Below are 25,684 nucleotides of genomic sequence, written 5' to 3' on the forward strand. Positions count from 1 at the left end.
CCTCATCCGGTGGTGCACGACCTCGATCAAGATCCGGTAGTTGCACATCAGCGTGCGCCGTCGAGCGGTGGGTATGGGGCGGCCTCGGGGAAACGTGATCGAATCTGGCGGAAATCGACACCGAATCGCCGAGTAACATGGACGAGTTGGCGGCGATAGCGCCCCTACTCCCTGCCCCCTTCGAGAGGTTTTCCCGTTGAGCACCCCGCACGCTTCGGCCGACAGTCAATCCACCGGCACGACGGAGCCTGCGCAGTCCTCCGGCACCGCGAAGCCCGGGTCCGCGAAGGAGGTCAGAGCCGAAGCCGAGCGCAGACGCACCTTCGCCGTCATCTCCCACCCCGACGCCGGTAAGTCGACGCTCACCGAGGCGCTCGCCCTGCACGCGAAGGTCATCTCGGAGGCCGGCGCGGTCCACGGCAAGGCGGGCCGCAAGTCGACGGTCTCCGACTGGATGGAGATGGAGAAGGCCCGCGGCATCTCCGTCAGCTCCACGGCCCTGCAGTTCAACTACACCCGCTCGGACGTCGCGGGCACCGACGACGAGATCGTCAACGTCGTCAATCTCGTCGACACCCCCGGTCACTCCGACTTCTCGGAGGACACCTACCGTGTCCTCACCGCCGTCGACGCCGCCGTCATGCTCATCGACGCGGCGAAGGGTCTCGAGCCGCAAACCCTGAAGCTGTTCCAGGTGTGCCGCCACCGGGGCATCCCCGTGGTCACCGTCATCAACAAGTGGGACCGACCGGGCCGGACGCCGCTGGAACTGCTCGACGAGATCGACGAGCGCATCGGCCTGATGCCGACTCCCCTGTTCTGGCCCGTGGGCATCGCCGGCGACTTCCGCGGTCTGCTGCGTCGCGGCGAGGACGGAGACGCGGCCGAGTACATCAAGTTCACCCGCACGGCCGGCGGCGCCAAGATCGCCCCCGAGGAGCATCTGTCCCCCGACGAGGCGCTCGCCCTCGAGGGCGACACCTGGGTCGAGGCCGCCGAGGAGTCCGAACTGCTGTCGGCCAACGGCCAGGACCACGATCAGGAATTGTTCCTCGCCGGGCAGACCTCGCCGGTGATCTTCGCGTCGGCGATGCTCAACTTCGGTGTGCGGCAGATCCTCGACACCCTGGTCACGCTCGCACCGCCGCCGCGGGCCCGTCTCGCGATCGACGAGACCGCTCGCGAGGTCGACGATCCGTTCAGCGCCGTCGTGTTCAAGGTGCAGGCCGGCATGGACACCGCCCACCGCGACCGGCTCGCGTTCATGCGTGTCGTCTCGGGTGTGTTCGAGCGCGGCATGGTCGTCACGCACGCGCAGACCGGTAAGCCCTTCGCCACCAAGTACGCGCTGACGGTCTTCGGCCGCGAACGCTCCACGGTGGAGAACGCCTATCCCGGCGACGTCGTCGGCCTTGTCAACGCGACCGCGCTGGCGCCGGGCCACACCCTCTACGTCGACAAGAAGGTGGAGTTCCCGCCCATCCCGTCGTTCGCGCCCGAGCATTTCGCGATCCTGCGGGCCGAGAGCGCCTCGAAGTACAAGCAGTTCCGCAAGGCCGTGGACCAGCTCGACTCCGAGGGCGTCGTGCAGATCCTCCGCAACGACGTCCGCGGCGACGCGTCGCCGGTGATGGCCGCTGTGGGTCCGATGCAGTTCGAGGTGGTCGCGGCGCGGATGAAGGCCGAGTACAACGTCGACCCGAAGATCGAGCATCTCGGCTACTCGCTCGCGCGTCGCACCGATGCGGCTTCGGCCGACGAACTGAACCGCCAGCGCGGCGTCGAGGTGTTCACCCGGTCGGACGGCGTGCTCCTCGCTCTCGTCAGCGACAAGTGGCGGCTGCAGTACATCCTCAAGGAGCTGCCGGAGCTGACTCTCGAACCGTTGGTCGCAGCGACCGACTGAGCGTCCCGGCGACGCCGGACGGGTAGTGCGTCCAGCGGATTTTACTGATACTTTCCCTTTCGTCGATCCGACGTATTCGGGTGGAATCAGGAGTTGTGTCGATGAACGACGACGTACCGGCCGCAGCCGGTGAGGACCTGTCGTCCGGTGGGACGGCGGATACGAGCAGGCGATCCGGACGCGCGAAGCGCTCGGGCACCTTCGTCTACCCGCTGCCGAGCACTCCTCTTCCGAGCAGTACCCCGCTGACGAGCACGCCGGATCCCGGAACACACCGCACGAGCGTGGGGGACGCATCGTCGCTCGAAGGTGACCCGGCCGGCGGGGTGGGCGCCGGCAATTCCGAGGAAGGAACGACCCTGGTGAGCAGCACCGGCACGAACGGCTCCGCGAGCGGGCCCGCCACCACCACGACGACCCCGACGGCCACCGAGAGCCTGGGCACGATCACCGCACCGGGTCCGGTCCCGTCGCGGCGCAATTCGATGGGCGTGGCGTCGGTGCGTATCGCCGCGCGACTCGCACAGAACGAACTGACCTCCCGCGACTCCCGCAGCACCGGAGCGCACGGCGACCCGCGTAGCACCGGATCGCACGGCGACCCGATAGCGGACAACGACGAACTGCTCACGCTGCTCGGCGAGTACCTGCTGGCCGGCGGGCTCGAGAAGCCCGAGATCCACGCGACCCTCGGTGGGCAGCCCATCGTCGTCGACCTGCAGGTACCGCAGCGTCACGCCCGGTAGACGAGCAGGTCGCGGGGCTATCCGTCGCCGAACAGTGCGGCGATCGCCGCCGGATCGACGTCCTCGAGCGTCGCGGGCGACCACTGCGGGTCGCGGGTCTTGTCGACGAGCACGGCGCGCACACCTTCCATGAAGTCCGGCGTCGCGGCGACGCGCACGGCGACGTCGAGTTCGCGGGCGAAGCATTCCTCGAGGGTGCTCTCGGCACCGCGCCGCATGAGTTCGGCCGTGGCCCACACGCTCGTCGGCGACACCGACCGCAGAGCGGTGCGGGTCTGCTCGGCCCACTCGGCGTCGATGTCGGTGAGGCCGTCGAGGCGGGTCACCATGTCGAGCACCGTGCCGTCGCCGAACACCGTCTCGATATCGGGGAAACGGTGCGCCAGGGAGGATTCGGGGGCCGGTTCGACGAACTCGTCGAGGGCGTCGCGCCACCGGCCGGCGCGGATGCGGTCGGCGAAGTCGTCGATGCGGGAGCTGGGCACGTAGTGCGTGGCCAGGCCGACGGCCAGCGCGTCGCCGGCGTCGATGCGGGCACCGGTGAGTGCGAGATACATCCCCACCGCGTCGCACCGTGCGGTGGTGCCGCGCAGACGCGGAAGGAAGTGGCTCGACCCGATGTCGGGGACGAACCCGATGGCGGTCTCGGGCATGGCCATCGTGGTCTTCTCGGTGGTGACGCGCACCGCGCCGTGCACCGAGATACCGAGGCCACCACCCATCGTGACGCCGTCGAGGAGCGCAAGGTAGGGCTTCGGGTAGGTGGCGACCAGTTCGTCGAGGCGGTACTCGTCGGCGAAGTACTCCCGGACGGTGTCGAAGCGTCCCTCGAGGGCCACCTCGCGCACCGGCTTGACGTCGCCACCGGCGCAGAACGCGCGGTCGGACGTGCTGGTGACGAGCACGGCCGTCACAGCCGGGTCGTCGCGCCAGGCGAGAAGCGACGAACGGACGTCGCGGATCATCGACCGGTCGAGCGCGTTGAGCGCACCGGGACGGTCGAGTTGCACTTCGCCGACTCCGTTGGCGACGCGTGTGCGGATGAAGGACTCGTTCACGGGCGGGAGCCTACCGGTCGCAAGGGACGGATCCTTCTCACGCGACACGTCACGGATGAAGTTCCTCGGTGACCCACCGATCCCCCACCCGCCGGTAGCGATACCGCAGGTGCCGCCTGCCCGGGTCCGCCTGCCAGAACTCCACGGTCTCGGCGGCGACGCACCACGCCGTCCAGTGTGACGAGACGAGGTCCGGATCGTGTTCGAGCGCGGTCAGGCGTTCCCGCACGAGGTCGTCGTACTCGCCGGGATCGGTGAGGACCTCGCTCTGGTGTCCCGTGGACGCGACCGCGCGGGCGAAGATCGACCGTTCCCGGAAGTCGCGGGCACACACCTCGGGTGGGCCGACCAGGACGGGCCCGCGCACGCGGATCTGCCGGCCGAGTTCGCGCCAGTACACGGTGAGCGCGGCGGCCGGTGTCGTGTCGAGCTGGCGGCCCTTCGGGGAACGGTCGTCGCCGGAGAACCACCAGCCGTCGTCGGTGACGTCCTTGATCAGCAGCATGCGCGCGTCGGGCGTCCCGGATGGGTCGACGGTCGCCAGGGTCGCGGCGTGCGGCTCGGCGACGCCGGCCTCGGCCGCCTCGGTGAGCCACCGGAGGAAGGTCTCCTGCGGCGTCGCGGCCGGTTCGAACGGCGGCGCGGACGCCGTGAGGGTGGGTAGGGCCCGGATCCAGCCACGGACATCGGGAAACTCACTGCGACGCGCGATCTCGCTCATCGCCGCATGGTACCGAGCCGGAGTTCACTCCCGAGGGGGCGGCAGCTTGCCGGTCAACGGGCCGACGAGCATCCAGCGATGCCCGAAGGGATCGAGGAGGGTGGCGTTGCGATGGCCGTGGGCCTCGTTGATCCACCTCTCGACCGAACCGCCGGCCAGACGGGCGCGGGTGAGCACCGTGTCGGTGTCGGCCACCTCGAGCATCAGGCTCACCGAGACCGCCCCCTCCTGCGGCGCGGTGAGTCCGAGTTCGGGGAATTCGTCTGCGAGATAGACCATTCCGCTGGGGAACCGCAGTTCGGCGTGCCCGACGCGACCGTCGTCCATGACGACCGGATCGGCGGTCAGCGAGGCTCCGAAGACCCGGGTGTACCACTCGATCGCCTCGTGGGCCCGCGGCACCGTCAGGTAGGGCAGCGCCCCTGAGCGGGGGAAATCGGCGGAGCCTCCCGAACGGGGGAAATCGGCGGAGCCTTCCGGGACCATCGTGTCGTTTCCGCTCAGGACGCTTTCGGTTGCTGCAGCAGCGCCCATCGATTGGTCGTCAACCGTACCGAGGCCGCGTCGCCCATGCATGTGACCGTCTCCCAGTTCCGCTGGTAACCGGTGCGGCTGATACGCCAGCATCCGTCGTCGTCGAGACTGTATCGATCGTGGTAGTAGGCCGATCCGCGCAACAACATCCCGTCCTCGGGGATGATCACGGTGTCGGACAGCAACCACACTCCGGTGGCGGTGCGGCCGTCGTCGGCGATGTCGATCTCGGGATGGGAACACGTGTGCTCCGTGATCAAGCGCGTTCCCAGCGTGTTCTCGAGGAAACCTATGAAGGCGTCGCGCGAGTCGAAAACGAGATGCTCCCCGTAGACGGCGTGTGCGTCGGGGGTGAGGGTCTTCGCCAGTTCGTCCCAGTCCTTCGTGTCGAGCGCTCGCGCATAACGGTATTTGAGCCGCGTGATCTCCGCTACCGCCTGCACATCCATCGTCGGCCTCCCATTGGCGCCCCCCTGCGAGTATTCGCATTCCAGGCTAGCCCGGACGACCGGCGCAAGCGGCCGGAATCACACTGTTACCAGGCGGCATTCGATCGCGATTCGGTCACGGGAGACCGTACCGGTCACGACTCGGGACGGCGCAACGCGCGGATCGTCGCGTCGACGACGAGTTCGGCGTAGTCGTCGTCGACGCTCTGGTCCGGTGTCGTCAACGCGAACAGGGCGTGACTGAGCACGGTGCCGGTGACCATCTCGAGCAGCAACGTCGCCGAGGTGTCGGCGGGGAGTTCGCCGCGCTCGACGGCGCGGTGCACGATCGTGCGTGCCGCGAGTACGCGGCTGCGGTTGAGGGTGTGGATCAGCCGGGCGAGCAGTTCGGGATTGGCGCGGGCGTCGAGCGCGACGCGCAGGCTCACCAGACCGGGGGTGGTCCGGTAACCGCGCAACAGCTGCCGGGCGAGTTCGACGAGATCTGATCGGAGCGCGCCGGTGTCGATCGGCACGGGCAGTGGGCTGCGCGCTTCGAGGGCCTGGACCAGCAGGTCGTCCTTGCTCGACCAGCGGCGGTAGAGGGCGGCGCGGCCCACCCGCGCGCGTCGCCCGACCGCGTCGAGCGTGAAGCCACGCCAGCTCGTCTCGGAATACACCTCGAGCACGGCGTCGAACACGCGGTCCTCGAGGTCGGCGTCGCGGGGTCGGCCGCGGCGGCGCGGGGCGGGTACTTCGGTCACATCGGGCAAGTGTGCCAGACCACTCCTCAATTTACAGACTGAAATAGTCCGTATTAAGCTGGCGGCGTCCTCCTCCCCGAGCAGACCGAAGGAACGCCATGACCGACCCCACTCGGGTGCCCGTCGTGATCGGCGTCGGCGACCTGCGCTCCGGCCGTGCCGGTGCGCCCGCCGACCCGCGTGAACCGCTCGACCTCATCCACGAGGCCACCCTCGCTGCGATCGCCGACTCCGGCGCCGATCTCGCCACGCGGATCGACACCATCCACGCGATCAAGACCGCGAGCTGGAACTACGACGACCTGCCGGGCCTGCTCGCCGAACGTCTCGGCGCGGCGCCCGAACACACGTCGACCACGCCGATCGGCGGCCACTGGCCGGCGGCCCTGCTCGACCGCATCGGCCACGACATCGCCGCGGGCACCAGCACCGTCGCGCTGCTCGTCGGCGGCGAGGCGCAGGCCTCGGCGACCAACTCGTACAAGGTCGGAACGGATCCGGTCACGCTCGGATGGACCACCGCCCCGGGCGGCCCCGCGCCGATCAGCAACGAGGATCTCGGCAGCCCCGCCATGCAGCGCGCCGGCATGATCGTCCCCACGCGGGTCTACCCGCTGTTCGAGAACCGGCTCAGCCACGATCTCGGGCACTCGCGCGAGAAGTCGCTCGACTGGTCGGCGACGTTGTACGCCGCCTTCTCGCAGTTCGCCGCCGAGAACCCGGCGTCCTGGAACCCCGAGCGCCGCACCGCCGACGACATCCGCACCGTCGCCGGTAAGAACCGCCTCGTCACCGATCCGTACCCACTGCTGGTCAACGCGATGCCGTTCGTCGACCAGGCCGCGGCCGTCGTCGTCACCTCGCTCGCCGTGGCCCGCGAACTCGGTGTCCCCGACGACCAGCTGCTCTACGTGTGGGGCGGCGCCGGCGCGACCGAGCCCTCGGATGTGCTCGCCCGCGGCGATTTCGGGCGCTCGGCCGCACTCGACGACGCGCTGCGCCGCACGCTGTCGGCGACCGATCTGCGCCCCGGCGACTTCGACATCATCGACGCCTACAGCTGCTTCCCGGTGGTGCCGAAGCTGCTCATCGAGCAGCTCGGTCTCCCCCGCGACACCGTCCCGTCGGTGACCGGTGGCCATTCCTTCTTCGGTGGCCCGCTCAACAGCTACACCCTGCACTCGGTGGTGTCGGTCGCCAAGCGTCTGCGTCAGGACGGCGAGCTCGCCCTCGTGCACGGCAACGGTGGCTACCTGACCTACCAGCACGTCGTGGTCCTCGGCTGCGCGCCGCACACCGACGGCTACGTCGGCGACCCGGAGCACGTGCTGCTCGAGCCGTCGGCGCCCGAGGCCGCCACCGATTACAGCGGCGAGGTCCAGATCGTCACCGCCACGGCCGAATTCGGTCGCGACGGCAACCCGTCGATCGGCTTCCTCGTCGGCCTCACCCCCGACGGCCTGCGCGTCTCCGGTCAGACCGACGCCACCGGCGCCGCGGTCCTCGCCGCCGGCGCAGACATCGTCGGCGAGACCGTCCACGTCACCGACAACGGCGGCACTCTCACCGTCACCCGCATCGAGCACCTGTCCCCCGAGGAGTACCGGTCGTGAGCGAACCCGTCGTTCTCGTCGAGAAGCGCGAGCACGTCCTGCTCGTCACCATCAACCGTCCCAAGGCGGCCAACAGCATCGATGCCGATGTGCACCAGGCACTCGGTGAGGCCTGGGACCGCGCCGAAGAGGACCGCGACGTGCGTGTCGTGGTGCTCACCGGCGCCGGCGACGCCGTCTTCTGCGGCGGCGCCGACCTCAAGGCCCTCGGCACCAAGGGACCGGACGGGGTCACCCCTCCCGAGACCGCCCACTGGGGCTTCGCCGGTGTCGTCAAGCATCACATCTCCAAGCCCGTCATCGCCGCGGTCAACGGCACCGCGCTCGGTGGTGGCACCGAACTCGCCCTCGCCGGCGATCTCGTCGTCGCCTCCGAGACCGCCGAATTCGGTCTGCCCGAGGTGCACCGCGGCCTGATCGCCGGCGCCGGCGGCGTCTTCCGCATCGGCCAGGCCGTCCCCCGCGCCGTCGCGATGGAACTCGTCCTGACGGGCAAGCCGATGTCCTCCGCCGACGCCCTGCGCTGGGGCCTCGTCAACCGGGTCGTCCCGCAGGCCGACGTCCTCGACACCGCGCTCGCTCTCGCCGCCGACGTCGCGAAGGGCGCCCCGCTCGCGGTGCAGGCCAGCAAGACCGTCGCCCGCGGCATCATCGACGGCAACATCCCCGCCGAGGACCTGCCCTGGGAACTCACCGACAAGGCCCTCGCACGTCTCACCACCAGCGCCGACACCCTCGAAGGCGTCATGGCCTTCATGCAGAAGCGCGAACCCGTCTGGAAGGGCGAGTAGGCATGACCACCACCGAAGTGATCCGCTGGGACACCGACGAACAGAAGGCACTTCGTCGGCTTGCCGCCGACTTCACCCGCAAGGAGATCGTCCCCCACCTCGACGAGTGGGAACGTGCCGGCGAGATCCCGCGCGAACTGCACCGCAAGGCCGCCGACGCGGGCCTGCTCGGCGCCTCGGTCGCCGAGGAGCACGGCGGGTCGGGCGGCACCGCCCTCGACATGCTCGCGATCCTCGAGGAGATCATCCTCGCCGGCGGTTCGTCGGGCCTGATCTCGGCGCTGTTCAGCCACGGCATCGCCACCCCGCACATCGTCTCGTCGGGCAACACCGACCTGATCGAGCGGTTCGCACGTCCCGCGCTCGAGGGTCGCGCGATAGGTTCGCTCGCGATCTCCGAGCCCAGCGGCGGCTCCGATGTCGCGAACATCCGCACGACCGCGCGTCGTGACGGCGACGAGTACGTCATCAACGGCGCGAAGCTCTACATCACCTCGGGTACGCGCGCCGACTTCGTCACCACCGCGGTGCGCACGGGCGATGCCGGCGCCGGTGGCATCTCCCTCGTCGTCGTCCCTACGGACACACCGGGTTTCACGGTCTCCCCCAAACTCGACAAGATGGGCTGGCTGTGCTCGGACACCGCCGAGCTGTTCTACGACGACGTGCGCGTGCCGGTCTCGAACCTCATCGGTGCCGAGAACTCGGCGTTCGGTCAGATCGCGCAGCAGTTCCAGGGTGAGCGCCTGTCGCTGGCCTTCCAGGCCGTCGCCACCGCGCAGCGGTGCTTCGACCTGACCGTCGAGTGGGTGAAATCCCGCGAGACGATGGGCCGTCCGCTGTCCAAGCGCCAGGTCGTGCGTCACCGCCTCGCCGAGCTCGCCACCGAGATCACCGCCGCGAAGACGTTCTGCCGTTCGGTCGCCGAGCGGTGGGTCAACGGCGAGGGCATGCTGCTCGAGACCTCGATGGCGAAGAACAACGCCGTCAAGGTGTGCGACCACGCCGTCATGGAGGCGGTTCAGCTCGCCGGTGGTATCGGCCTGATGCGTGAGAGCGAGGTCGAGCGTCACTTCCGCGACGCCCGTGTCCTCGGCATCGGCGGCGGCACCAACGAGATCATGAACGAGATCATCAGCAAGCTGCTCGGCCTGTAGGTCTCCACCCGAACTCGGGGGAGGAAATGTGCGACTTTCCTTGCAGAAGTGCACATTTCCTCCCCCAACTTGCTTCAGTCACGCGCACGGAGCATCTCCAGCGCGACGACGACCACCACGGCGATCACGACGTGCATCAGAGTCAGAGCGACGGTGCTCGGCGTGTCGAAGTCCGCGGAGATCGTGCCCTGGATCGTCGCCAGCGGCAGCAGCACCCCGACGACCTGCGCGATCCGCGCGAAACCGTTCCACCACAGGGTGAGCAGGGCCGCGACGGCGAGACCGACGGTGAGCGGGACGACGGACATGAGCACAACGCCGCCCGGCGCCGCGCTCATCACCTCACCGGCGTCGGTGTGTTCGAACGAGCCACCCGCGACGAGGCCGACGGCCCACAGCACGAGGTTGACCACCAGCGCCGTCACGACGGACGCGGCAACCACGACCGCGGAACGCGCGAGCCGGGACTGGGGGAGATACGTAGAGGTGCCGGATGTTTCGGTGACGGACATGAATCCTCCTGATGGGCGTTCCTTCTGACGACGCCCATCCTGCGACCTCGAGCCGACTCGAGGTCAAGAGGATTCAGTCGAGATCTTCGGCGAGCTCCATCCACTGCTCCTCGGCCGCTTCCTTCTCCGCGACCACCTCACGCAACTGCACGTCGAGTTTCTGCAGCCGATCGGGATCGGTCGCAGCCTCCGCGAGGTCGTGGTGCAGCTTCTCCTCCTTCTCGGTCAGCTTCGCGACGAGACGCTCGAGGCGCGACAGTTCCTTGCGCGCGGCGCGTTCGGCGGCACCGTCGCGCTTCTTCGGCTGCTCCACGGCGTCACCGGTCTTCGAGACGGTCGACGCCACCGACGGCACGTCGCCGTCACCCATGGCCGCGCGCCGGCGCAGGTACTCCTCGATGCCGCCGGGAAGGTTCGTGAGCCGGCCGTCGCCGAACAGGGCCCACGTCGAATCACAGATGCGTTCGACGAGATACCGGTCGTGGCTGATGACCACGAGGGTTCCGGCCCAGCCGTCGAGCAGGTCCTCGAGCTGCTGGAGGGTGTCGATGTCGAGGTCGTTGGTGGGCTCGTCGAGGAGCAGCACGTTCGGTTCGGCCATGAGCACGCGCGTGAGCTGCAGGCGACGACGCTCACCACCGGACAGGTCGCCGACCGGGGTGCGCTGCCGGGCCGGGGTGAAGCCCAGACGTTCGGCGAGCTGACCGGCGGAGATCTCTTTGTCGCCCAACGTGATCCGCTCGGCCACATCCTTGACGGCCTCGAGCACCCGCATGTCGGTGGGCAGGTCGTCGAGTTCCTGCCGCAGCCAGCCGATCTCGACGGTCTGGCCCTGGATGCGACGTCCCTGCGCCGGTTCGAGTTCGCCCGCGAGCGTGCGCAGCAGGGTCGTCTTGCCCGAGCCGTTGACGCCTACGAGACCGATCCGCTCGCCCGGGCCGAGACGCCAGGTGAGGTCGCGGACCAACTCGCGACCGTCCGGGGTGGTGAGGGTCGCGTCCTCGAGTTCGATGACGACGCGGCCCAGGCGACGCTTCGCGAACGACGCCAGCGCCACCGAGTCGCGCGGCGGCGGCACGTTCGCGATCAGCGCTTCGGCGGCTTCGATGCGGTACTTCGGCTTGGACGTGCGGGCCGGGGCACCGCGACGCAGCCACGCGAGTTCCTTGCGCGCGAGATTGCGACGGCGTTCCTCCATCGCGTCGGCCTGGCGGGCACGCTCGGCGCGCGCGAAGATCCAGTCGTTGTAGCCGCCCTCGTAGCTCTCGACCCGACCGTTCACGACCTCCCAGGTGCGGGTCGCGACGGTGTCGAGGAACCAGCGGTCGTGGGTGACGACGACGAGCGCGCTGCGCCGCGACAGCAAGTGCTCGGCGAGCCACTGCACGCCCTCGACGTCGAGATGGTTGGTGGGCTCGTCGAGGACGAGCAGGTCGAGATCCTGCACGAGGGCCGCGGCGAGGGCGACCCGGCGACGTTCGCCACCGGACAGACCGTCGACGACCGCGTCGAGACCGAGATTGTCGATGCCGATGCCGGTGAGCACCGAGCGGATGCGCGCATCGCCCGCCCACTCGTGCTCGGCCACCCCGAGCGGCCCGAGGACCACCTCGCCGACGGTCGAGCCCTCCGGCAGGCCGCCGCGCTGGGTCACGACCGCCATGCGCAGACCGTTCACGCGGCTCACCCGGCCCGAATCGGGCTCCTCGATGCCGGCGAGCACCTCGAGCATCGTCGTCTTGCCACCGCCGTTGAGGCCGACGACACCGATCCGCTCCCCCTCGTTCACGCCGAGGGACACCGAGTCGAGCAACGGCTTGATGCCGAACGACTTCGAGACCTGTTCGAGGTTGATCAGATTCGCCACGTGGAGCAACGCCTTCCGAGAATTGCGGGGATGTACTACAAGGATCAGGGGTGTGCGGGATCGGCGTCGCCGACGACACGGGCGCCCGGCACCGGACCTGAGGCGACCCGCACCGTACGGCACACACCGGCGCCGGCGAGTTCGGCGCTCACGGTGACCGCGGCGTGCTGGTCCTCGACGAGGAACGCACACGTGGGGCCCGAACCGGAGACGATGCCCGCCAGGGCGCCGGCCTCGACACCCGCCCGGAGCGTGCGCCGCAGCATGGGGTCGAGAGACAGGGCCGCGGCCTGCAGGTCGTTGCCGAGCAGCGGCGCGAGCTGGTGGGCGTCGCCGGAGCCGAGCGCGGAGAGCACGGCATCGGCGCTGCCGACACGCTGAGGTTCTCCCTCGGCGCGCAGCCGGTCGAGTTCGCGGAAGACGACCGGTGTGGACAGGCCGCCCTTCGCGAGGGCCAGCACCCAGTGGAAGGTGCCGCGGGTGAGGACAGGGACGAGGCGCTCACCCCGTCCGGTTCCGATCGCCGTGCCGCCGTGGAGGCAGAACGGCACGTCGCTGCCGAGCCGGGCGGCGAGATCCGCGAGGTCCTCCCGGGGTGCCCCGATTCCCCACAGCGCGTCGAGCGCGACCAGCGTCGCGGCCGCGTCGGCACTGCCACCGGCCATTCCGCCGGCGACGGGGATGCCCTTGTCGATCGTGATCGCCACGTCGGGGGTGCGCGCGGCTCGTTCCGCCATCATCTCGGCGGCGCGCCACGCCAGGTTCGTCGAATCGGTGGGCACCACCTCGGCGCCCGTACCGCGCACCGTCACGCTCAGGGTGTCGGCGGGGACCACCGACACCTCGTCGTACAGGGACAGGGCCTGGAAGACGGTGTGCAGGTCGTGGTAGCCGTCGGGACGGAGGTCGCCCACCGCGAGATGCAGGTTGACCTTGGACGGGACCCGCACTGTCACGGGGGTCGGCACGACGGAAAGCACGAGTACAGAGCTTACTCGGGATACGGATGCTTCCCGACCGCCGCGGCCGCGCTCTACGATCGGGCGACTCGTGAACACACTGGAGGAAATGTGACTCGATCCGTACGCAATGCGGTCGCCGTCTGCGTCGTCGCCGCGGCGGCCACGCTGGGAACCGCCGGCGTCGCCTCGGCCGAACCGGCCCCGCCGCGCGTCTGCTCGCTCGGCGACCTGGTCCTGCGCTCGCTGAATCTCGTGGACTGCGTCAACCCGCCCACCGGCTCGGCCGGCGTGGCCACCGGTTCGGCCGACTCCGCGGGGTCGTCGACCGGCTCGTCCGGCGTGGGCATCACCGGTTACGGAGCGATGATCGGCTGACCGGACGAACGAATCCGGGCCGGCACCCTGAGGTGCCGGCCCGGATTCGGAGAGTTATCGGTATCAGCCGATGACGTTCACGCCGGTGGCCTGCGGGCCCTTCTGGCCCTGGCCGATCTCGAAGCTCACGCGCTGGTTCTCCTCGAGGGTGCGGAAGCCGCGGCCCTGGATCTCGGAGAAGTGCACGAAGACGTCAGCGGAGCCGTCCGAGGGAGCGATGAAGCCGAAGCCCTTTTCGCCGTTGAACCACTTCACAGTACCTTCAGCCATGTTGCTGTCCTTCACTTGCAGGCAGAACGGATGTAGACGTTCTGTCTCGTCGGGAGTCGGTTTCGGCTCCCGGGTCTGTCACTACACGGCTGAAACGATTCCATCGTGGCTATCGCCTCCGCTCGCAACCAGAAATGTGCGAGGGGTAAACCACGAACACACTACCTAACGACCGAGGACAACTTAACCACACATCGCAGCCCGCCGCCAGGAGGAGTGACCGGGATCACTGCACGCTTGCAAGCCTCACGAAGGCGGCGGCGTCGAGCTTCTCCCCGCGGGTCGACGGCTCGATACCGGCGGCCAGCAGGCGCCTCTCGGCCTCCGTTGGCGAGCCCGCCCATCCACTCAGCGCTGCGCGCAACGTCTTTCGCCGTTGAGCGAAGGCCGCGTCGACGACGGCGAAGACCCGGGCGCGCGTCTGCGCGTCGGTGGGCCACGGCGGCTCGGTGTAGCGGTCGACGCGCACGAGGCCCGATTCCACCTGGGGAACGGGCCAGAAGACCGCACGCCCGACGGCGCCGGCCCTGCGGACGTCGCCGAAGAACCGCGCCTTCACACTGGGCACGCCGTAGATCTTGCCGCCCGGTTCGGCTGCGAGCCGATCGGCGACCTCGGCCTGCACCATCACGAGAGCGGTTCGCAGAGTGGGGAACTCGGAGAACAGGTGCAGCAGCACCGGCACCGCGACGTTGTAGGGCAGGTTGGCGACGAGCGCGGTGGGCGTGACGGGAAGGTCCTTCGGCAGCACCTTCATCGCGTCCATGTGCACGACGTCGAAGCGGTCGGCGAGCTGCGGGGCACGCTCCTGCACGGTCGTGGGAATACGCTGCGCGAGAACGGGATCGAGCTCGACGGCGACCACACGATCGACGACGTCGAGCAGGGCGAGGGTGAGCGAACCCAGCCCGGGCCCGACCTCGAGCACGACGTCCTCGGGGCCGACCCCGGCGACGTTGACGATGCGGCGCACCGTGTTCGCGTCGTGCACGAAATTCTGGCCGAGCTGCTTCGTCGGGCGCACCCCGAACTCCTCCGCGAGTGCGCGGACCTCGGCGGGTCCGAGCAGCGCGGCGAGCCCGCGCGGAGAAGCCGGGGTGGCCCTCGGAGTGGTTTCGGGATCGTCTGCTGACACGTGGTGAACCTAGCGCACTCGGGAGCAGGTCACACCGTGCGCACCCGTGCCGGTCAGCGCAGACCGAGCTTGCTGGTGCAGGACGGCCACGCACCCCAGCCCTGGGTCGCCTGGACCTTCTCCGCGACCGCGATCTGCTGCTCGCGGGTCGCGAGATCGGCACGCGGCGCGTACTGGGTGCCGCCGAAGCCGGCCCACGTCTGCTGCGTGAACTGCAGGCCACCGTAGAAGCCGTTGCCGGTGTTGATCGCCCAGTTGCCGGTCGCCTCGCACTGCGCGAGAGCGTCCCAGGTGGAGGCGCGACCCGAGGCCGGTACGGCAGGCTTCGGCTTGGTGCCGACGCGGACCACGACGGGCCGCGGCTCGGCGAGGACCTTCGAAGCGGTCTCGGTGCGTCCGACCTCGACACCGTTGACGGTGTGGACGTCGAAGGTCACCGACCGCTCGCCCGGAGCACCCGGGTCGCTCACGGCGGTCTCCCCCTCGAGCATGTTCGGATCGTCCACGCGGTTCTCCGGCGGCGCGATCGGCAGGTTCTCGGTCCGCGATTCGGTCCGGTCGCGGGTGACCACGACCTCCATACCCTCCTCGAGCTGCGCGTCGAGGGCAGGAGTGACGCTGTCGGCCTGCTCGAGCTTCGTGCCCTGGGACTCCAGGAACTCCGCGACCGTCGGCACTGCGACGCGCACCTCGGCGGCGGGCGCCCCGTTGTCGGCGAAACGCACCGTCTTGGGGTTGACGACCTCGAGATCGGCGCCGTCGAGCGGAAGGCGGTGCGAACGCGAAGCAGAGACGTAGGCGTCGTCGGAGAGGCGGAACTGGTCGAGTGCCTCGTCGACGGTCAGCGCGGTGGTCCACACCGAGCGCTCCTCACCGTCGACGGTGAGGTGCAGTTCGCGGGCCTGTCGCAGGACGATGGTGTCGCCGTCGGAGACGGACGAGTCCACGGCCGGGGCCACGACGTCGTTCTCGTCGACGGTGTAGCCGGCGGCGGCCAGGATGTCGCCGACGTTGGAGTTCATCGTGCCGAAGGCACGCTGCTCACCGTCGACGTCGAGGACGACGTCCTTGTGCTGAACCACAGCAGTGGCGCCACCGGCACCGAGGGTGACGAAGACGGCGGCGACCACCGAGTAGAACACCGGCGACTTGACGCGATTGATCTTGGTGAAAGGTGACACGATTATTTCCAGACGGACGACAACTGTGATCACAGCACGGTAACGAGACGGCATTGTTATCGCAACTTCATCGCCTCTACCTGCACAGATAATGATTTCTGTCGGATCACGACGCACATCACAGATATCGGATCGGTATTACCTCGATCATGTGCGATTGTCCGAAATCACCATTTTCTATCGATACTCGGAAAGAGGAATTCCTCTCGATTCGGGCACCAAGAACATGAACTCCGTGAGGTCACCGAGGATCCCGCGCATCTGTGCTCTGCCCTATGCGGGGGCGTTCGAAGTGCCGATGCCCACAGGCTCGGATGGATCGGCCGGCGTCGCGGCCGCGGAGGTTTCCGGACCGCCTACCGATGGTCGCGGTTGCCGGTGATCGGCTTCGTCAGCGTCCGGCCGACCCGCTGGGAATCGGGAGATCGGCGGATCCGCTCGGTACGGGGAACTGCGGAATCGGCACGGCCGGGGTGGTGCCCGTGCGGGCCATCACGTCCATCAGGACGGCGTGCATGGTCGCGACCTGCACCGGGTCGAAGTTCGCGAGGTCGAGCGGGTTCGCGCGGTTGCGCGTCTCGAGCGGATCGTCGTGCAGGTCGTAGAGTTCGAACTGCGGCAGCGCGCGTCCCGACGGATCGAAGTACATCGCGTACTTCCACCTGTCCTGCCGGACGGCGCGAATGTGGTTGGGCTGCTTCACCGTCGTCTGCCCGTTGGCCGCGGCGGCGTTCTCGTCGTCGAAGGTGAACAGGACGGTGTCCTGCACCTGTGGCGGCGTGCCACCGGACGACGCGCCCTCGATGACGGGCGTGAGGTCGACGCCCTTGAACGTCCACGCCGAACGGTCGGGCACGGCGGCCATCGTCGCGAGGGTGGGCATGACGTCGATCAGCGACGCGAGCGCGTCGGTGGAGACCGGCCTCGGGAACATCACCGGATTGCTCACCACGAGAGGAACATTGAGCGTCTCCTCGTAGGCGTTGAAGGCCTTCTGACGGAGTCCGCCGTGGGAGAGCCCCATCTCGCCGTGGTCGGCCACCCGGAAGACGACGGTGCGTTCGCGCATGCCCGAAACCGATTCCAGCGCATCGAGAACCGCCCCGATGTGCTGGTCGACGACCTTGTGCATGTAGGCGTACAGGTTGACGTACTGCCGTGCGGCTTCGGGACCGACCAGCGGACCGAGCGCACCTGCGAGCAGCAGGAGTAGTTCGGCCTGGGCGGTGGGCTTGAAGTTGCGGAGCAGGTCCTCGTCGATGGTGGGCGGCAGGTCGATTCCCTGCTCGAAGGCCTCGGGTGCGAAGGCACCGTAATTGTTGCAGTCGCCGTCGACCTGATCCCAGGTCTTCGGGTACGAGAGGATGTCGTGGGGATTGGCGAACGACACGATGAGCGCGAACGGCCGGTCGTCGGAGGCGCTGCGCGACCGCAGGAACTCGGCAGCGTCGGAGGCGATCTTGCCGTCGCGGTCGGCGCAGCCACCCCCGAAGTTCTCGGGTGCGGTGTCCTGCCCCGCCTCCGGGGGCTCCCACCCCGCGAAGCCGTACCGCGCGATGTCCTCGGGCGACGGGTCGCCGCCGTCGGCGCCCTTGCTCATGTGCCATTTGCCGCGGTAATGGACGTCGTATCCGGCGGAGAGCAGCATCTTCGCCATGTTCTGGCCGTCCACCGGCAGCACGGGCTCGGTGGGCGAGAGCGTGCCGCCCTCGGTGAGGGTGCTCACCACCCCGTGCTGGGCGGGATAGAGCCCGGTGAAGAACGTGCTGCGACTGGGCGAGCACATCGCGGCGTTGCAGAACGACCGCGTGAAGGTCAGCCCCGTATCGGCGAGCCGCTGCCGATTGGGCAGATTGTTGCGCGCCCAGTCGGCCGGCCAGTGCATCGGCTGACGCTCCTGGTCGGTCATGATGATGAGGATGTTGGGGCGCTGCGGTGTCCGAGGCTGTGCCGCAGATGTACCGGCGCCCACGAGGCCGGCAGCGAGGAGCGCGCCCGCGCCCACGAGGAAGGTCCGTCGATTGACATTCCACGTGGTGTCGCGACGCGGAACAGCTTGCTGCACGGTCATATCGATCCTGTCGGAGAGATCCGTGAACGCATATGTCGTGCAGGAGAATAACAAGACATATGCGAAAAGCGCGCGTCATCGGACGGAAAAGGCGCTGCGGACGATCGGGAGAAATCGTCCACAGCACCTCGGAACCGCAGGTCAGGCTGTGCGCAGGAGCGGAACCTTCCGCGCGAGGAATCGGTCGACGCTGAACGCTCCCGCACCGACCGCGGCGAGCAGGAGAGCCCCTGCGCCGAGCGCGGCCACGAGCTCGAAACCGCCGTCGCCGACGTAGATTCCGTTCTCCACGTGCACGATGAAGAACGCGCCGAGCATGAGCAGGAACAGCAGGACGCCGAAGACGGGGACGAGCACACCGAGGATGAGCGCGAGACCGCCGAGGATCTCGATCCAGGTGGCGACGAACGCCGAGATCGCCGGGGCGGGCACGCCCATTCCTTCGAAGCCGGCCTTGGTGCCTTCGTATCCCCACGAGTTGAACTTCTGCAGTCCGTGCGCGAGGAAGATGACGCCGAGTACGAGTCGGGCGATGAGGATGCCGATGTCGCGGACGAGAGGGGTCTTCATGTCGAGCCTTTCGGGTAGGAGGCCGGAGAGCCCCACTTAGTTGAAGCGACAACTAAGATAGCAAGTCATGGTTGTAGCTTCAACCAGACTTCCGAGCCGGTTCCGGACGGGTACCGGTGAACGCCTCTTCCAGCAACCGCCGCACACCCACCTCCGTGACCTCCCGAGGATTCGGATACGGCTTCGCCGTCGCCAGTCGCGCCGCCTCGTCCAGGTCGGACTCCCGCATCCCCAGTTCCTCGAGACTCGTCGGCCCACCGGCCGCCGCCACGAGGTCGTAGACGCCCGCGGGTGCCGAATCCGTGCCGAGTGCCTGCGCGACCCGCGCCATGACGTGCGGTACCGACGGTTCGTTGTAGGCGAGCGCGTGGGGCAGGACGACGGTGTGGGTGGCGGCGTGCGGCAGGTCGAACGATCCGCCCAGGACGTGACAGAGCTTGTGGTGCAGCCCCATTCCCGCCGAGGCGAGGCAGGTGCCGGAGAGCCACGCGGCGAGCAGGAGATCCGAACGCCCCTCGGGATCGGCCGAGTCCGCACCGAGCGCCGGGATACCCCGGGCGATCGCGGCAACGGCCTCGAGCGCGAGGGCGTCGACGATCGGATTGGCCTGTTCGGAGTAGAGGGCCTCGATCGCGTGGGCCATCGCGTTGATCGCGCTGGTCACCGCCAGCGGGATCGGCATCGACGTGGTGAACTCCACGTCGTAGATCACGGTCTCGGGAAGGATGTCGGGCGACGAACGCGTGGTCTTCACCCCGTCGGCGGTCTCGCCGAGAACGGGGGTCACCTCCGACCCTGCGTAGGTCGTCGGCAGGATCACCTGATCGATCCCCGTACGGCGGGCCAGTGCCTTGGCCAGTCCGGTGGTCGATCCGCCACCGACCGCGACGACCGCATCGACGTCGTGCTCGGTGACCACGCCGAGGACCCGTTCCGTCACCTCGACCGGCGTATGCATCACCGCGCCGTCGAAACGCGCGACCTGCAGATCGCCGAGATACTTCTCGACCAGTTCCGCCTGGTGCCGCACGTGCTCGCCGGCGAGCAGCAGGACGCGGGAACGATCGAGTCGACGTACTTCGTCCGCGACCCGCGAGGCGGTACCGGGGCCGAAGATCACACGTACCGGATGAGAGTTGTAGACGAAGGAGCGCATGCCCGTATTGTCACGACGGGAGTGGGGGCACGCGTGCCCTTTACGAAAGTCCGTACACCAGCTCGGCGTTCGCGGTGGTGGCCGCGGCCAGTTCCTCGGCGTCCTCGCCCCGCACCTCGGCGAGCGCGCGCACGGTGTACGGCAGGCAGTACGACTCGTTCGGCGCGCCCCGGAAGGGGTGCGGGGTCAGGAACGGCGCGTCGGTCTCCACCAGCACCAGTTCTCGGGGCACGAGGGGCGCCGCTTCGCGCAGGGCCTTCGCGTTCTTGAAGCTCACGGTGCCCGAGAAGCTCAGCAGGTATCCGGCGTCGACGCAGCGGCGGGCCATGTCGGCATCCGACGAGAAGCAGTGGAAGATCACCTTCTCGGGCGCGCCCTCGTCGTGCAGCACGCGCAGCAGGTCGGCGTCGGCCTCGCGGTTGTGGATCATCAGCGGCTTGCCGAGTCGCTTCGCGAGGTCGATGTGCCAGCGGAAGCCCTCTTCCTGCTCGGCCGGTTCGGCGCACCCGTCGAGCTTGCCGGGCCAGTAGAGGTCGAGGCCGGTCTCCCCCACCGCGACGCAGCGCGGGTCGGCGGCGAGCTTCTCGATCTCGGCGCGAGTGGCGTCGTCGAGGCTGTTCGCGCGGGTGGGATGGATGGCGACGGCCGCGTGGACGCGGTCGTCCCAGTGCGCGGCCCGCACGGCGAAACGCGCCGCCTCGAGATCGTCGGCGACGGTGACGATGCGTCCGACCCCCACCGCGGCGGCACGATCGACGATCGCGGAGGTCGTCGCGGCGTCCTCGGCGCCGCACGCGTCGAGGTGCGTGTGGGCGTCGACGAGAGGGCTCAACGGCTGCGGGGCTTCGGGGGCGGGACGGGCTGCGCTCACGCCCTATAAACTACTGGCCACCATGACTGCGCCTGATTCCTCCCGCCCGGCCGCCGGCGATCCCACCCGCCCGCCGTTCTACGTCACGACCGCGATCGCGTACCCGAACGGCGCCCCGCACATCGGGCACGCCTACGAGTACATCTCGACCGACGCGATCGCGCGGTTCAAGCGTCTCGACGGCTTCGACGTGCGCTTCCTGACCGGCACCGACGAGCACGGTCTGAAGATGCAGCAGACCGCCGCGAAGGAAGGGATCCCGGTCACCGAACTCGCGTCCCGCAACTCGAACGTGTTCGAGGCCATGGACAAGCGGCTGAACATCTCGTACGACCGGTTCATCCGCACCACGGACGCCGATCACCTCGAGGCGAGCAAGGCGATCTGGCAGCGCATGGTCGACTCGGGCGACATCTACCTCGACACCTACGCGGGGTGGTACTCGGTCCGCGACGAGGCGTTCTACACCGACGGCGAGACCACGCTGCTCGAGGACGGTTCGCGGATCTCCACCGACACCGGCACTCCCGTGGAGTGGACGGAGGAGTCCACCTACTTCTTCCGGTTGTCGGCCTACCAGGACAAGCTGCTCGAGCTCTACGAGGAGCAGCCAGACTTCATCGCCCCGGCCACCCGTCGCAACGAGATCGTCAGCTTCGTCTCCGGCGGCCTGAAGGACCTGTCGATCTCCCGCACCACCTTCGACTGGGGTGTTCCGGTCCCCGATCATCCCGATCACGTCATGTACGTGTGGGTCGACGCGCTGACCAACTACCTCACCGGCGCCGGTTTCCCCGACACCGAGTCGGAGTCCTACCGCCGCTACTGGCCCGCCGATCTGCACATCATCGGCAAGGACATCACGCGGTTCCACACCGTCTACTGGCCGGCCTTCCTCATGTCGGCGGGTCTCGAACTGCCGAAGCGGGTCTTCGTCCACGGCTTCCTGTTCAACAAGGGCGAGAAGATGTCGAAGTCGGTCGGCAACGTCGTCGACCCGCTCGAGATGGTCGACCGGTACGGTCTCGACCAGCTCCGCTTCTTCCTGCTCCGTGAGATCTCCTACGGCCAGGACGGCAGCTACAGCCACGAGGCGATCGTCACCCGCATCAACGCCGACCTCGCCAACGACCTCGGCAACCTCGCGCAGCGGTCGCTGACGATGGTCGCGAAGAATCTCGAGGGCACCGTGCCCACGCCGGGCGAGTTCACCGCCGACGACGAGGCCATGCTCGCCCAGGCCGACGCGCTGCTCGCGAAGGTGCGCGCCGAATTCGACGCCCAGGCCCTGCACCTCGGTCTCGAAGCGATCTGGCACGTGCTCGGCGAGACCAACCGCTACTTCTCGGCGCAGCAGCCGTGGGTGCTGCGCAAGACCGATCCCGAGCGGATGGCGACGGTCCTGTACGTCACGCTCGAGGTCGTGCGGATCGTGGGTCTGCTCGTCCAGCCGGTGATGCCGGATGCCGCCGCGAAGATCCTCGACCTCCTCGGACAGGCACCCGAGGCACGGCAGTTCGACTCCGTCGCGACCCGCCTGGCTCCGGGCACCACCCTGCCCGCCCCGGCGCCGGTGTTCCCGCGCTACGTCGACGAGGACTGAGCTCCGACCCGGCGGCGGAGAGCCCCTCACCTGCGTTTTCTCCGTCGCCGCGCCAACCTGTCGGTGCCGTGCGCCACACTGCGGCGCATGCGCAGCGATAGAACACATGTTCGATACGGTGGCCTGAACGAGCACTCCCTGCTCGCCGAGCTGGGCGGTGCCTACGAGCGGGGATGGCAGCCCGCCGACGTGCTCCACGTGACGGCCCGCTCGGGTGGCACCTCCGACGTCGCACTGACGGCGGCCACGATGCTGTTCGACGCGCAGATCCGGCGCGCGGCCGAACGCGCCCCCGTCGAGTGGGTGCGGCAGCTCGACGAGATCGCCCGCCGGCACCCGCGTCCCGCCCACGCGGCCGGAGCCCCGACGCTGGCCGCCGGTCTGTTCCGCGCGTGCCCCGACGTCACCCGCTTCGAGATCGAAGGGCTCGCCTTCACCTGGAAGTACCTGCCGTCCTTCGCGATCCTCACACCCCCGCCGTCGCGATGGCCGTCCATCCGGTCCGGCGACCCGTCTGCGCCCACCCCGCCCGACACCCGGATCCTCGAACGCATCCGGGCACTGTTGTCGAAGGCCGAGTCCACCGACTTCCCCGACGAGGCCGAGGCGCTCACCGCGAAGGCGCAGGAACTCGTCTCGCGTCACGCCGTGGGTGCGGCGCTGCTGGCCGGGCCCGATTCCGGCACCGACCCGGTCGTCGGCCGGCGCATCCACCTCGACAGCCCGTACATCCGCGAGAAGGTCCTGCTCCTCACCGCCATCGGCGACGCGAACCGCGTGCGCACGGTGTGGTTCACCCGGGTGCAGATCGCGACGATCGTCGGCACCGCCACCGACCTGCAGCAGGCCGAGATGCTGTACACCTCCCTGCTCGTGCAGGCCGGACGGGCCGTGCAGGCGGCCGGAACGGCGGGGCGGCGCGGATCGTCCGCGACCTCCTTCCGCCGCGCCTTCCTCACCGGCTACGCGCATCGGATCGGCGAACGCCTCCGCGAGGCGGACGTCCGGGCCACCGCCCACGCCGCCGCCGACGCGCAGGTGCCCATCACGACGCTCGCGCCCATCCTCGCCAGGCGATCCGATGCCGTCGACACCGAGTTCCGCCGACTGTTCCCCGTCACCCGCGACTCGCGTAGTCGCGGGGTCGACGCCGACGGTTTCCACGCCGGTCGGGATGCGGCCGAGACCGCCTCACTGACACCGGAATCCCGCCCGGTCGGCCGCTGACCGTGTCGATCACCGACAAGGTCGGCGGCAGGAGGCGGACATCACAGGAATGCGCACCGTCGCCGTGTCACATCCCGGCCGCGAGCGGTGTCCCATCGGTGACATCACTTCCGACAGCGAAGGGAACAGAGCGATGACGACGCAATTCCATGTGGTGGTCGTAGGGGCGGGATACGCCGGGGTGATGGCCGCGAACCGCGTGCTCGCCGAACATCCCGAGGTGGCGGTCACCGTCGTGAACCCGCGACCGGTCTTCGTCGAACGGGTCCGGCTCCACCAGGTGGCAGCCGGATCCGGAACCGCCACACACGATCTGTCCGATCTCCTGCACCCGCGGGCGACGCTGCACGTCGGCTCGGCCGTTCGGATCGAACCGCACGCGGTGTCCCTCGCCGACGGAGCGGTCCTGCAGTGCGACGCGGTGGTCTACGCCGTCGGCAGCACGTCGGGATCCGGTGCGATTCCCGGTGCGGAGAAGGCGTTCTCCGTCGCCGACCTCGACTCCGCCACGGCTCTGCACGATGCTCTCCTCGAGGCGGACGATCACGCCTCCGTCGTCGTGATCGGCGGTGGGCTCACCGGCCTCGAGACCGTCACCGAACTCGCGCAGTCCCATCCACGGCACACCCTCGTCCTCGTCGGCGATCCGGGCGCGGCCCTTCCCGAGACCACGCAGCGCTACATCCGCCTCCGGCTCGACGAACTGGGCGTGGAGGTCCGGTCGGGAACGCGGGTCACCCGCATCGACGACGGCTCGGTCGCCCTCGACGACGGCTCCGAGATCTCCGCGACTCTCGTGGTCCGCACGGCCGGTTTCTCCGTGCCCGACCTGGCCCGACGCAGCGGCCTACCGGTCGACGACGACGGTCGTCTCCGGGTGCGCGACACCCTGCAGGTGGTCGACAGCACGCCGATCGTCGGCGTGGGTGACGCAGTGGTGGTGGACGGCAACGACCACCTGCGTATGAGCTGCCAGGCCGCCATGCCGCTCGGCACCCACGGCGCCGACACGGTGTGGCGTCTGCTGCAGGGACGCGAGCCCGCACCGCTCTCGCTCGGCTTCGTCTCGACCTGCATCTCTCTGGGCCGCGATCGCGGCGTCGTGCAGTTGTCGGCACGCGACGACACTCCGTCGAGGTGGGCCGTGCGCGGACGGCTCGCAGCCTCGGTGAAGGAAGCCGTCGTTCGTGGGACGATCCACACCATGCAACTCCAGGCGCGCGGACGTGCCCTGCCGACCCGACGCGGACCGCACACGACCGCACAGGAGAAGGCGCACGTATGACCGCCGACGTCTTCACCGAGCATCGGGGACTGCTGTTCTCGATCGCCTACGAGATCACCGGCAGCGTCGCCGACAGCGAGGACGTCCTGCAGGAGAGCTACATCCGCTGGGCCCGTGCCGACACCGACACCGTCGACAACCCGCGGGCCTACGCGGCGCAGATCGTGACACGCCAGGCACTGAACTCGCTGCGGTCGGCGCAACGCCGACGGGAGGACTACGTCGGGCCGTGGCTGCCCGAGCCGATCCTCACCGCTCCCGACGCAGCCGACGAGGTCGACCTCGCCGAGTCGGTGTCGACCGCGATGCTGTTGGTACTCGAGACATTGACGCCCGTCGAACGCGCAGTGTTCGTGATGCGCGAGGTGTTCGGTTTCGAGTACGGGCGCATCGCCGAGACGGTCGACCGCACCGAGAGTGCCGTCCGGCAGATCGCGCACCGCGCCCGCGAGCACGTCCATGCCCGGCAGCGACGCTTCACTCCCGCAGGCGACGAGACCGACCGGGTGGTCGCGGCGTTCCTCACCGCGGCCACCACCGGCGATCTCGACGGACTGCTGTCGCTGCTGGCTCCCGACGTGCGGTACCTCGCCGACGGTGGCGGCAAGGTCAATGCAGCCCGGGTTCCGGTCCTCGGATCCGCGAAGGTCGCCCGCCTGTTCCTCGGACTGGTCCGGCATCCGCTGCCGGACATGACCATCGAGCCGGCCGTGGTGAATTCGATGCCCGGCGTCCTCGTGTACTCGGCGGGCGTTCTCGACATGGTGTTGCATTTCGAGATCGACGGCGGTCTGGTCACCGGCGTCTACGTGGTCCGCAATCCCGACAAGCTCGCGCATCTCGGGGCTCGTCCCGACACCTCCGACCAGGCATGACAAGCT

The 25,684-nt window shown here is 68.9% G+C and carries 25 protein-coding genes; 10 read left to right on the top strand and 15 right to left on the bottom strand.

The window, feature by feature from the left end; all coding sequences use genetic code 11:
• Window positions 1-196: 196 nt before the first annotated feature.
• Entirely contained in the window at window positions 197-1,906 is a 1,710-nt protein-coding gene (locus ACNJ7K_RS03530) for a peptide chain release factor 3 (protein WP_487041205.1), read from the top strand.
• Window positions 1,907-2,001: 95 nt separating this feature from the next.
• Window positions 2,002-2,652, top strand: coding sequence for a hypothetical protein (locus ACNJ7K_RS03535; protein WP_268655275.1), 651 nt, complete (start codon window positions 2,002-2,004; stop codon window positions 2,650-2,652).
• A 17-nt stretch (window positions 2,653-2,669) separates the two neighbouring features.
• Here the strand turns inward: ACNJ7K_RS03535 and ACNJ7K_RS03540 are convergent, their stop codons facing one another.
• The 5 genes from ACNJ7K_RS03540 to ACNJ7K_RS03560 form a co-directional block, all read right to left on the bottom strand.
• Entirely contained in the window at window positions 2,670-3,710 is a 1,041-nt protein-coding gene (locus tag ACNJ7K_RS03540; protein WP_487041206.1) for an enoyl-CoA hydratase/isomerase family protein, read from the bottom strand.
• A gap of 49 nt (window positions 3,711-3,759) precedes the next feature.
• Window positions 3,760-4,431 (bottom strand): pyridoxine/pyridoxamine 5'-phosphate oxidase, encoded by a 672-nt coding sequence (locus ACNJ7K_RS03545; protein WP_487041207.1) that lies wholly within the window; start codon window positions 4,429-4,431, stop codon window positions 3,760-3,762.
• A 24-nt stretch (window positions 4,432-4,455) separates the two neighbouring features.
• A complete protein-coding gene (locus ACNJ7K_RS03550) occupies window positions 4,456-4,917 on the bottom strand; it encodes a VOC family protein (protein ID WP_487041245.1) in 462 nt (153 codons plus the stop codon).
• Between the two features lie 14 nt (window positions 4,918-4,931).
• On the bottom strand, window positions 4,932-5,414 hold the full coding sequence (locus ACNJ7K_RS03555) for a nuclear transport factor 2 family protein (protein ID WP_060652153.1): 483 nt from the start codon (window positions 5,412-5,414) through the stop codon (window positions 4,932-4,934).
• A 134-nt stretch (window positions 5,415-5,548) separates the two neighbouring features.
• Window positions 5,549-6,157 (bottom strand): TetR/AcrR family transcriptional regulator, encoded by a 609-nt coding sequence (locus ACNJ7K_RS03560; RefSeq protein ID WP_159419012.1) that lies wholly within the window; start codon window positions 6,155-6,157, stop codon window positions 5,549-5,551.
• A 98-nt stretch (window positions 6,158-6,255) separates the two neighbouring features.
• Here ACNJ7K_RS03560 and ACNJ7K_RS03565 point away from each other — a divergent pair, with 98 nt between their 5' ends.
• From ACNJ7K_RS03565 to ACNJ7K_RS03575, 3 genes are read left to right on the top strand one after another with little or no spacing between them, the layout of a single operon-like run.
• Window positions 6,256-7,770 carry an acetyl-CoA acetyltransferase gene (locus ACNJ7K_RS03565; RefSeq protein ID WP_268655272.1) on the top strand — a complete coding sequence of 505 codons (1,515 nt, stop codon included), beginning with the start codon at window positions 6,256-6,258 and terminating at the stop codon, window positions 7,768-7,770.
• Window positions 7,767-8,561: an enoyl-CoA hydratase/isomerase family protein gene (locus ACNJ7K_RS03570; RefSeq protein ID WP_268655271.1), complete on the top strand. Its 795-nt coding sequence runs from the start codon at window positions 7,767-7,769 to the stop codon at window positions 8,559-8,561. Before ACNJ7K_RS03565 ends, ACNJ7K_RS03570 begins: the two co-directional genes overlap by 4 nt.
• Before the next feature lie 2 nt (window positions 8,562-8,563).
• Complete coding sequence (locus ACNJ7K_RS03575; protein WP_268655270.1) at window positions 8,564-9,718, top strand: acyl-CoA dehydrogenase family protein; 1,155 nt, start codon at window positions 8,564-8,566, stop codon at window positions 9,716-9,718.
• 74 nt (window positions 9,719-9,792) lie between these two features.
• On the opposite strand, the gene ACNJ7K_RS03580 is transcribed toward ACNJ7K_RS03575, so the two are convergent.
• The 3 genes from ACNJ7K_RS03580 to ACNJ7K_RS03590 form a co-directional block, all read right to left on the bottom strand.
• Window positions 9,793-10,230 (bottom strand): DUF6069 family protein, encoded by a 438-nt coding sequence (locus ACNJ7K_RS03580; protein ID WP_487041208.1) that lies wholly within the window; start codon window positions 10,228-10,230, stop codon window positions 9,793-9,795.
• A 73-nt stretch (window positions 10,231-10,303) separates the two neighbouring features.
• Window positions 10,304-12,097: an ABC-F family ATP-binding cassette domain-containing protein gene (locus ACNJ7K_RS03585; protein WP_487041209.1), complete on the bottom strand. Its 1,794-nt coding sequence runs from the start codon at window positions 12,095-12,097 to the stop codon at window positions 10,304-10,306.
• Window positions 12,098-12,141: 44 nt separating this feature from the next.
• Window positions 12,142-13,077, bottom strand: coding sequence for a 4-(cytidine 5'-diphospho)-2-C-methyl-D-erythritol kinase (locus tag ACNJ7K_RS03590; protein ID WP_026061828.1), 936 nt, complete (start codon window positions 13,075-13,077; stop codon window positions 12,142-12,144).
• A 90-nt stretch (window positions 13,078-13,167) separates the two neighbouring features.
• Between ACNJ7K_RS03590 and ACNJ7K_RS03595 the strand changes: the two genes are divergently transcribed.
• Complete coding sequence (locus ACNJ7K_RS03595) at window positions 13,168-13,434, top strand: hypothetical protein (protein WP_120281692.1); 267 nt, start codon at window positions 13,168-13,170, stop codon at window positions 13,432-13,434.
• A 63-nt stretch (window positions 13,435-13,497) separates the two neighbouring features.
• Here ACNJ7K_RS03595 and ACNJ7K_RS03600 read toward each other — a convergent pair whose 3' ends face one another.
• From ACNJ7K_RS03600 to ACNJ7K_RS03630, 7 genes are all read right to left on the bottom strand, one after another.
• Window positions 13,498-13,704, bottom strand: coding sequence for a cold-shock protein (locus ACNJ7K_RS03600; protein ID WP_006553820.1), 207 nt, complete (start codon window positions 13,702-13,704; stop codon window positions 13,498-13,500).
• Between the two features lie 226 nt (window positions 13,705-13,930).
• A complete protein-coding gene (rsmA, locus tag ACNJ7K_RS03605) occupies window positions 13,931-14,839 on the bottom strand; it encodes a 16S rRNA (adenine(1518)-N(6)/adenine(1519)-N(6))-dimethyltransferase RsmA (protein WP_120281691.1) in 909 nt (302 codons plus the stop codon).
• Between the two features lie 53 nt (window positions 14,840-14,892).
• Window positions 14,893-16,020 carry a resuscitation-promoting factor gene (locus ACNJ7K_RS03610; protein WP_159419015.1) on the bottom strand — a complete coding sequence of 376 codons (1,128 nt, stop codon included), beginning with the start codon at window positions 16,018-16,020 and terminating at the stop codon, window positions 14,893-14,895.
• A gap of 391 nt (window positions 16,021-16,411) precedes the next feature.
• Window positions 16,412-18,091: a sulfatase family protein gene (locus ACNJ7K_RS03615; RefSeq protein ID WP_487041210.1), complete on the bottom strand. Its 1,680-nt coding sequence runs from the start codon at window positions 18,089-18,091 to the stop codon at window positions 16,412-16,414.
• A 141-nt stretch (window positions 18,092-18,232) separates the two neighbouring features.
• On the bottom strand, window positions 18,233-18,661 hold the full coding sequence (locus ACNJ7K_RS03620; RefSeq protein WP_060652141.1) for a DoxX family protein: 429 nt from the start codon (window positions 18,659-18,661) through the stop codon (window positions 18,233-18,235).
• Window positions 18,662-18,740: 79 nt separating this feature from the next.
• The gene (locus ACNJ7K_RS03625; RefSeq protein ID WP_487041211.1) at window positions 18,741-19,817 is read right to left on the bottom strand and encodes a maleylacetate reductase; all 1,077 of its coding nucleotides are present in this window, start codon (window positions 19,815-19,817) and stop codon (window positions 18,741-18,743) included.
• Between the two features lie 40 nt (window positions 19,818-19,857).
• The gene (locus tag ACNJ7K_RS03630; RefSeq protein WP_487041212.1) at window positions 19,858-20,688 is read right to left on the bottom strand and encodes a TatD family hydrolase; all 831 of its coding nucleotides are present in this window, start codon (window positions 20,686-20,688) and stop codon (window positions 19,858-19,860) included.
• A gap of 22 nt (window positions 20,689-20,710) precedes the next feature.
• Between ACNJ7K_RS03630 and metG the strand changes: the two genes are divergently transcribed.
• From metG to ACNJ7K_RS03650, 4 genes are all read left to right on the top strand, one after another.
• Window positions 20,711-22,291, top strand: a complete 1,581-nt coding sequence (gene metG, locus ACNJ7K_RS03635) for a methionine--tRNA ligase (RefSeq protein WP_487041213.1) — start codon at window positions 20,711-20,713, stop codon at window positions 22,289-22,291.
• A gap of 87 nt (window positions 22,292-22,378) precedes the next feature.
• On the top strand, window positions 22,379-23,518 hold the full coding sequence (locus ACNJ7K_RS03640; protein ID WP_487041214.1) for a DUF2786 domain-containing protein: 1,140 nt from the start codon (window positions 22,379-22,381) through the stop codon (window positions 23,516-23,518).
• A 133-nt stretch (window positions 23,519-23,651) separates the two neighbouring features.
• A complete protein-coding gene (locus ACNJ7K_RS03645; RefSeq protein WP_487041215.1) occupies window positions 23,652-24,803 on the top strand; it encodes an NAD(P)/FAD-dependent oxidoreductase in 1,152 nt (383 codons plus the stop codon).
• Window positions 24,800-25,678 carry an RNA polymerase sigma-70 factor gene (locus ACNJ7K_RS03650; RefSeq protein WP_487041216.1) on the top strand — a complete coding sequence of 293 codons (879 nt, stop codon included), beginning with the start codon at window positions 24,800-24,802 and terminating at the stop codon, window positions 25,676-25,678. The genes ACNJ7K_RS03645 and ACNJ7K_RS03650 overlap by 4 nt, the downstream gene beginning before the upstream one ends.
• The last annotated feature ends 6 nt before the right edge of the window (window positions 25,679-25,684 follow it).

It is taken from the genome of Rhodococcus shunpengi (assembly GCF_048381395.1).
Taxonomy (GTDB): domain Bacteria; phylum Actinomycetota; class Actinomycetes; order Mycobacteriales; family Mycobacteriaceae; genus Rhodococcus.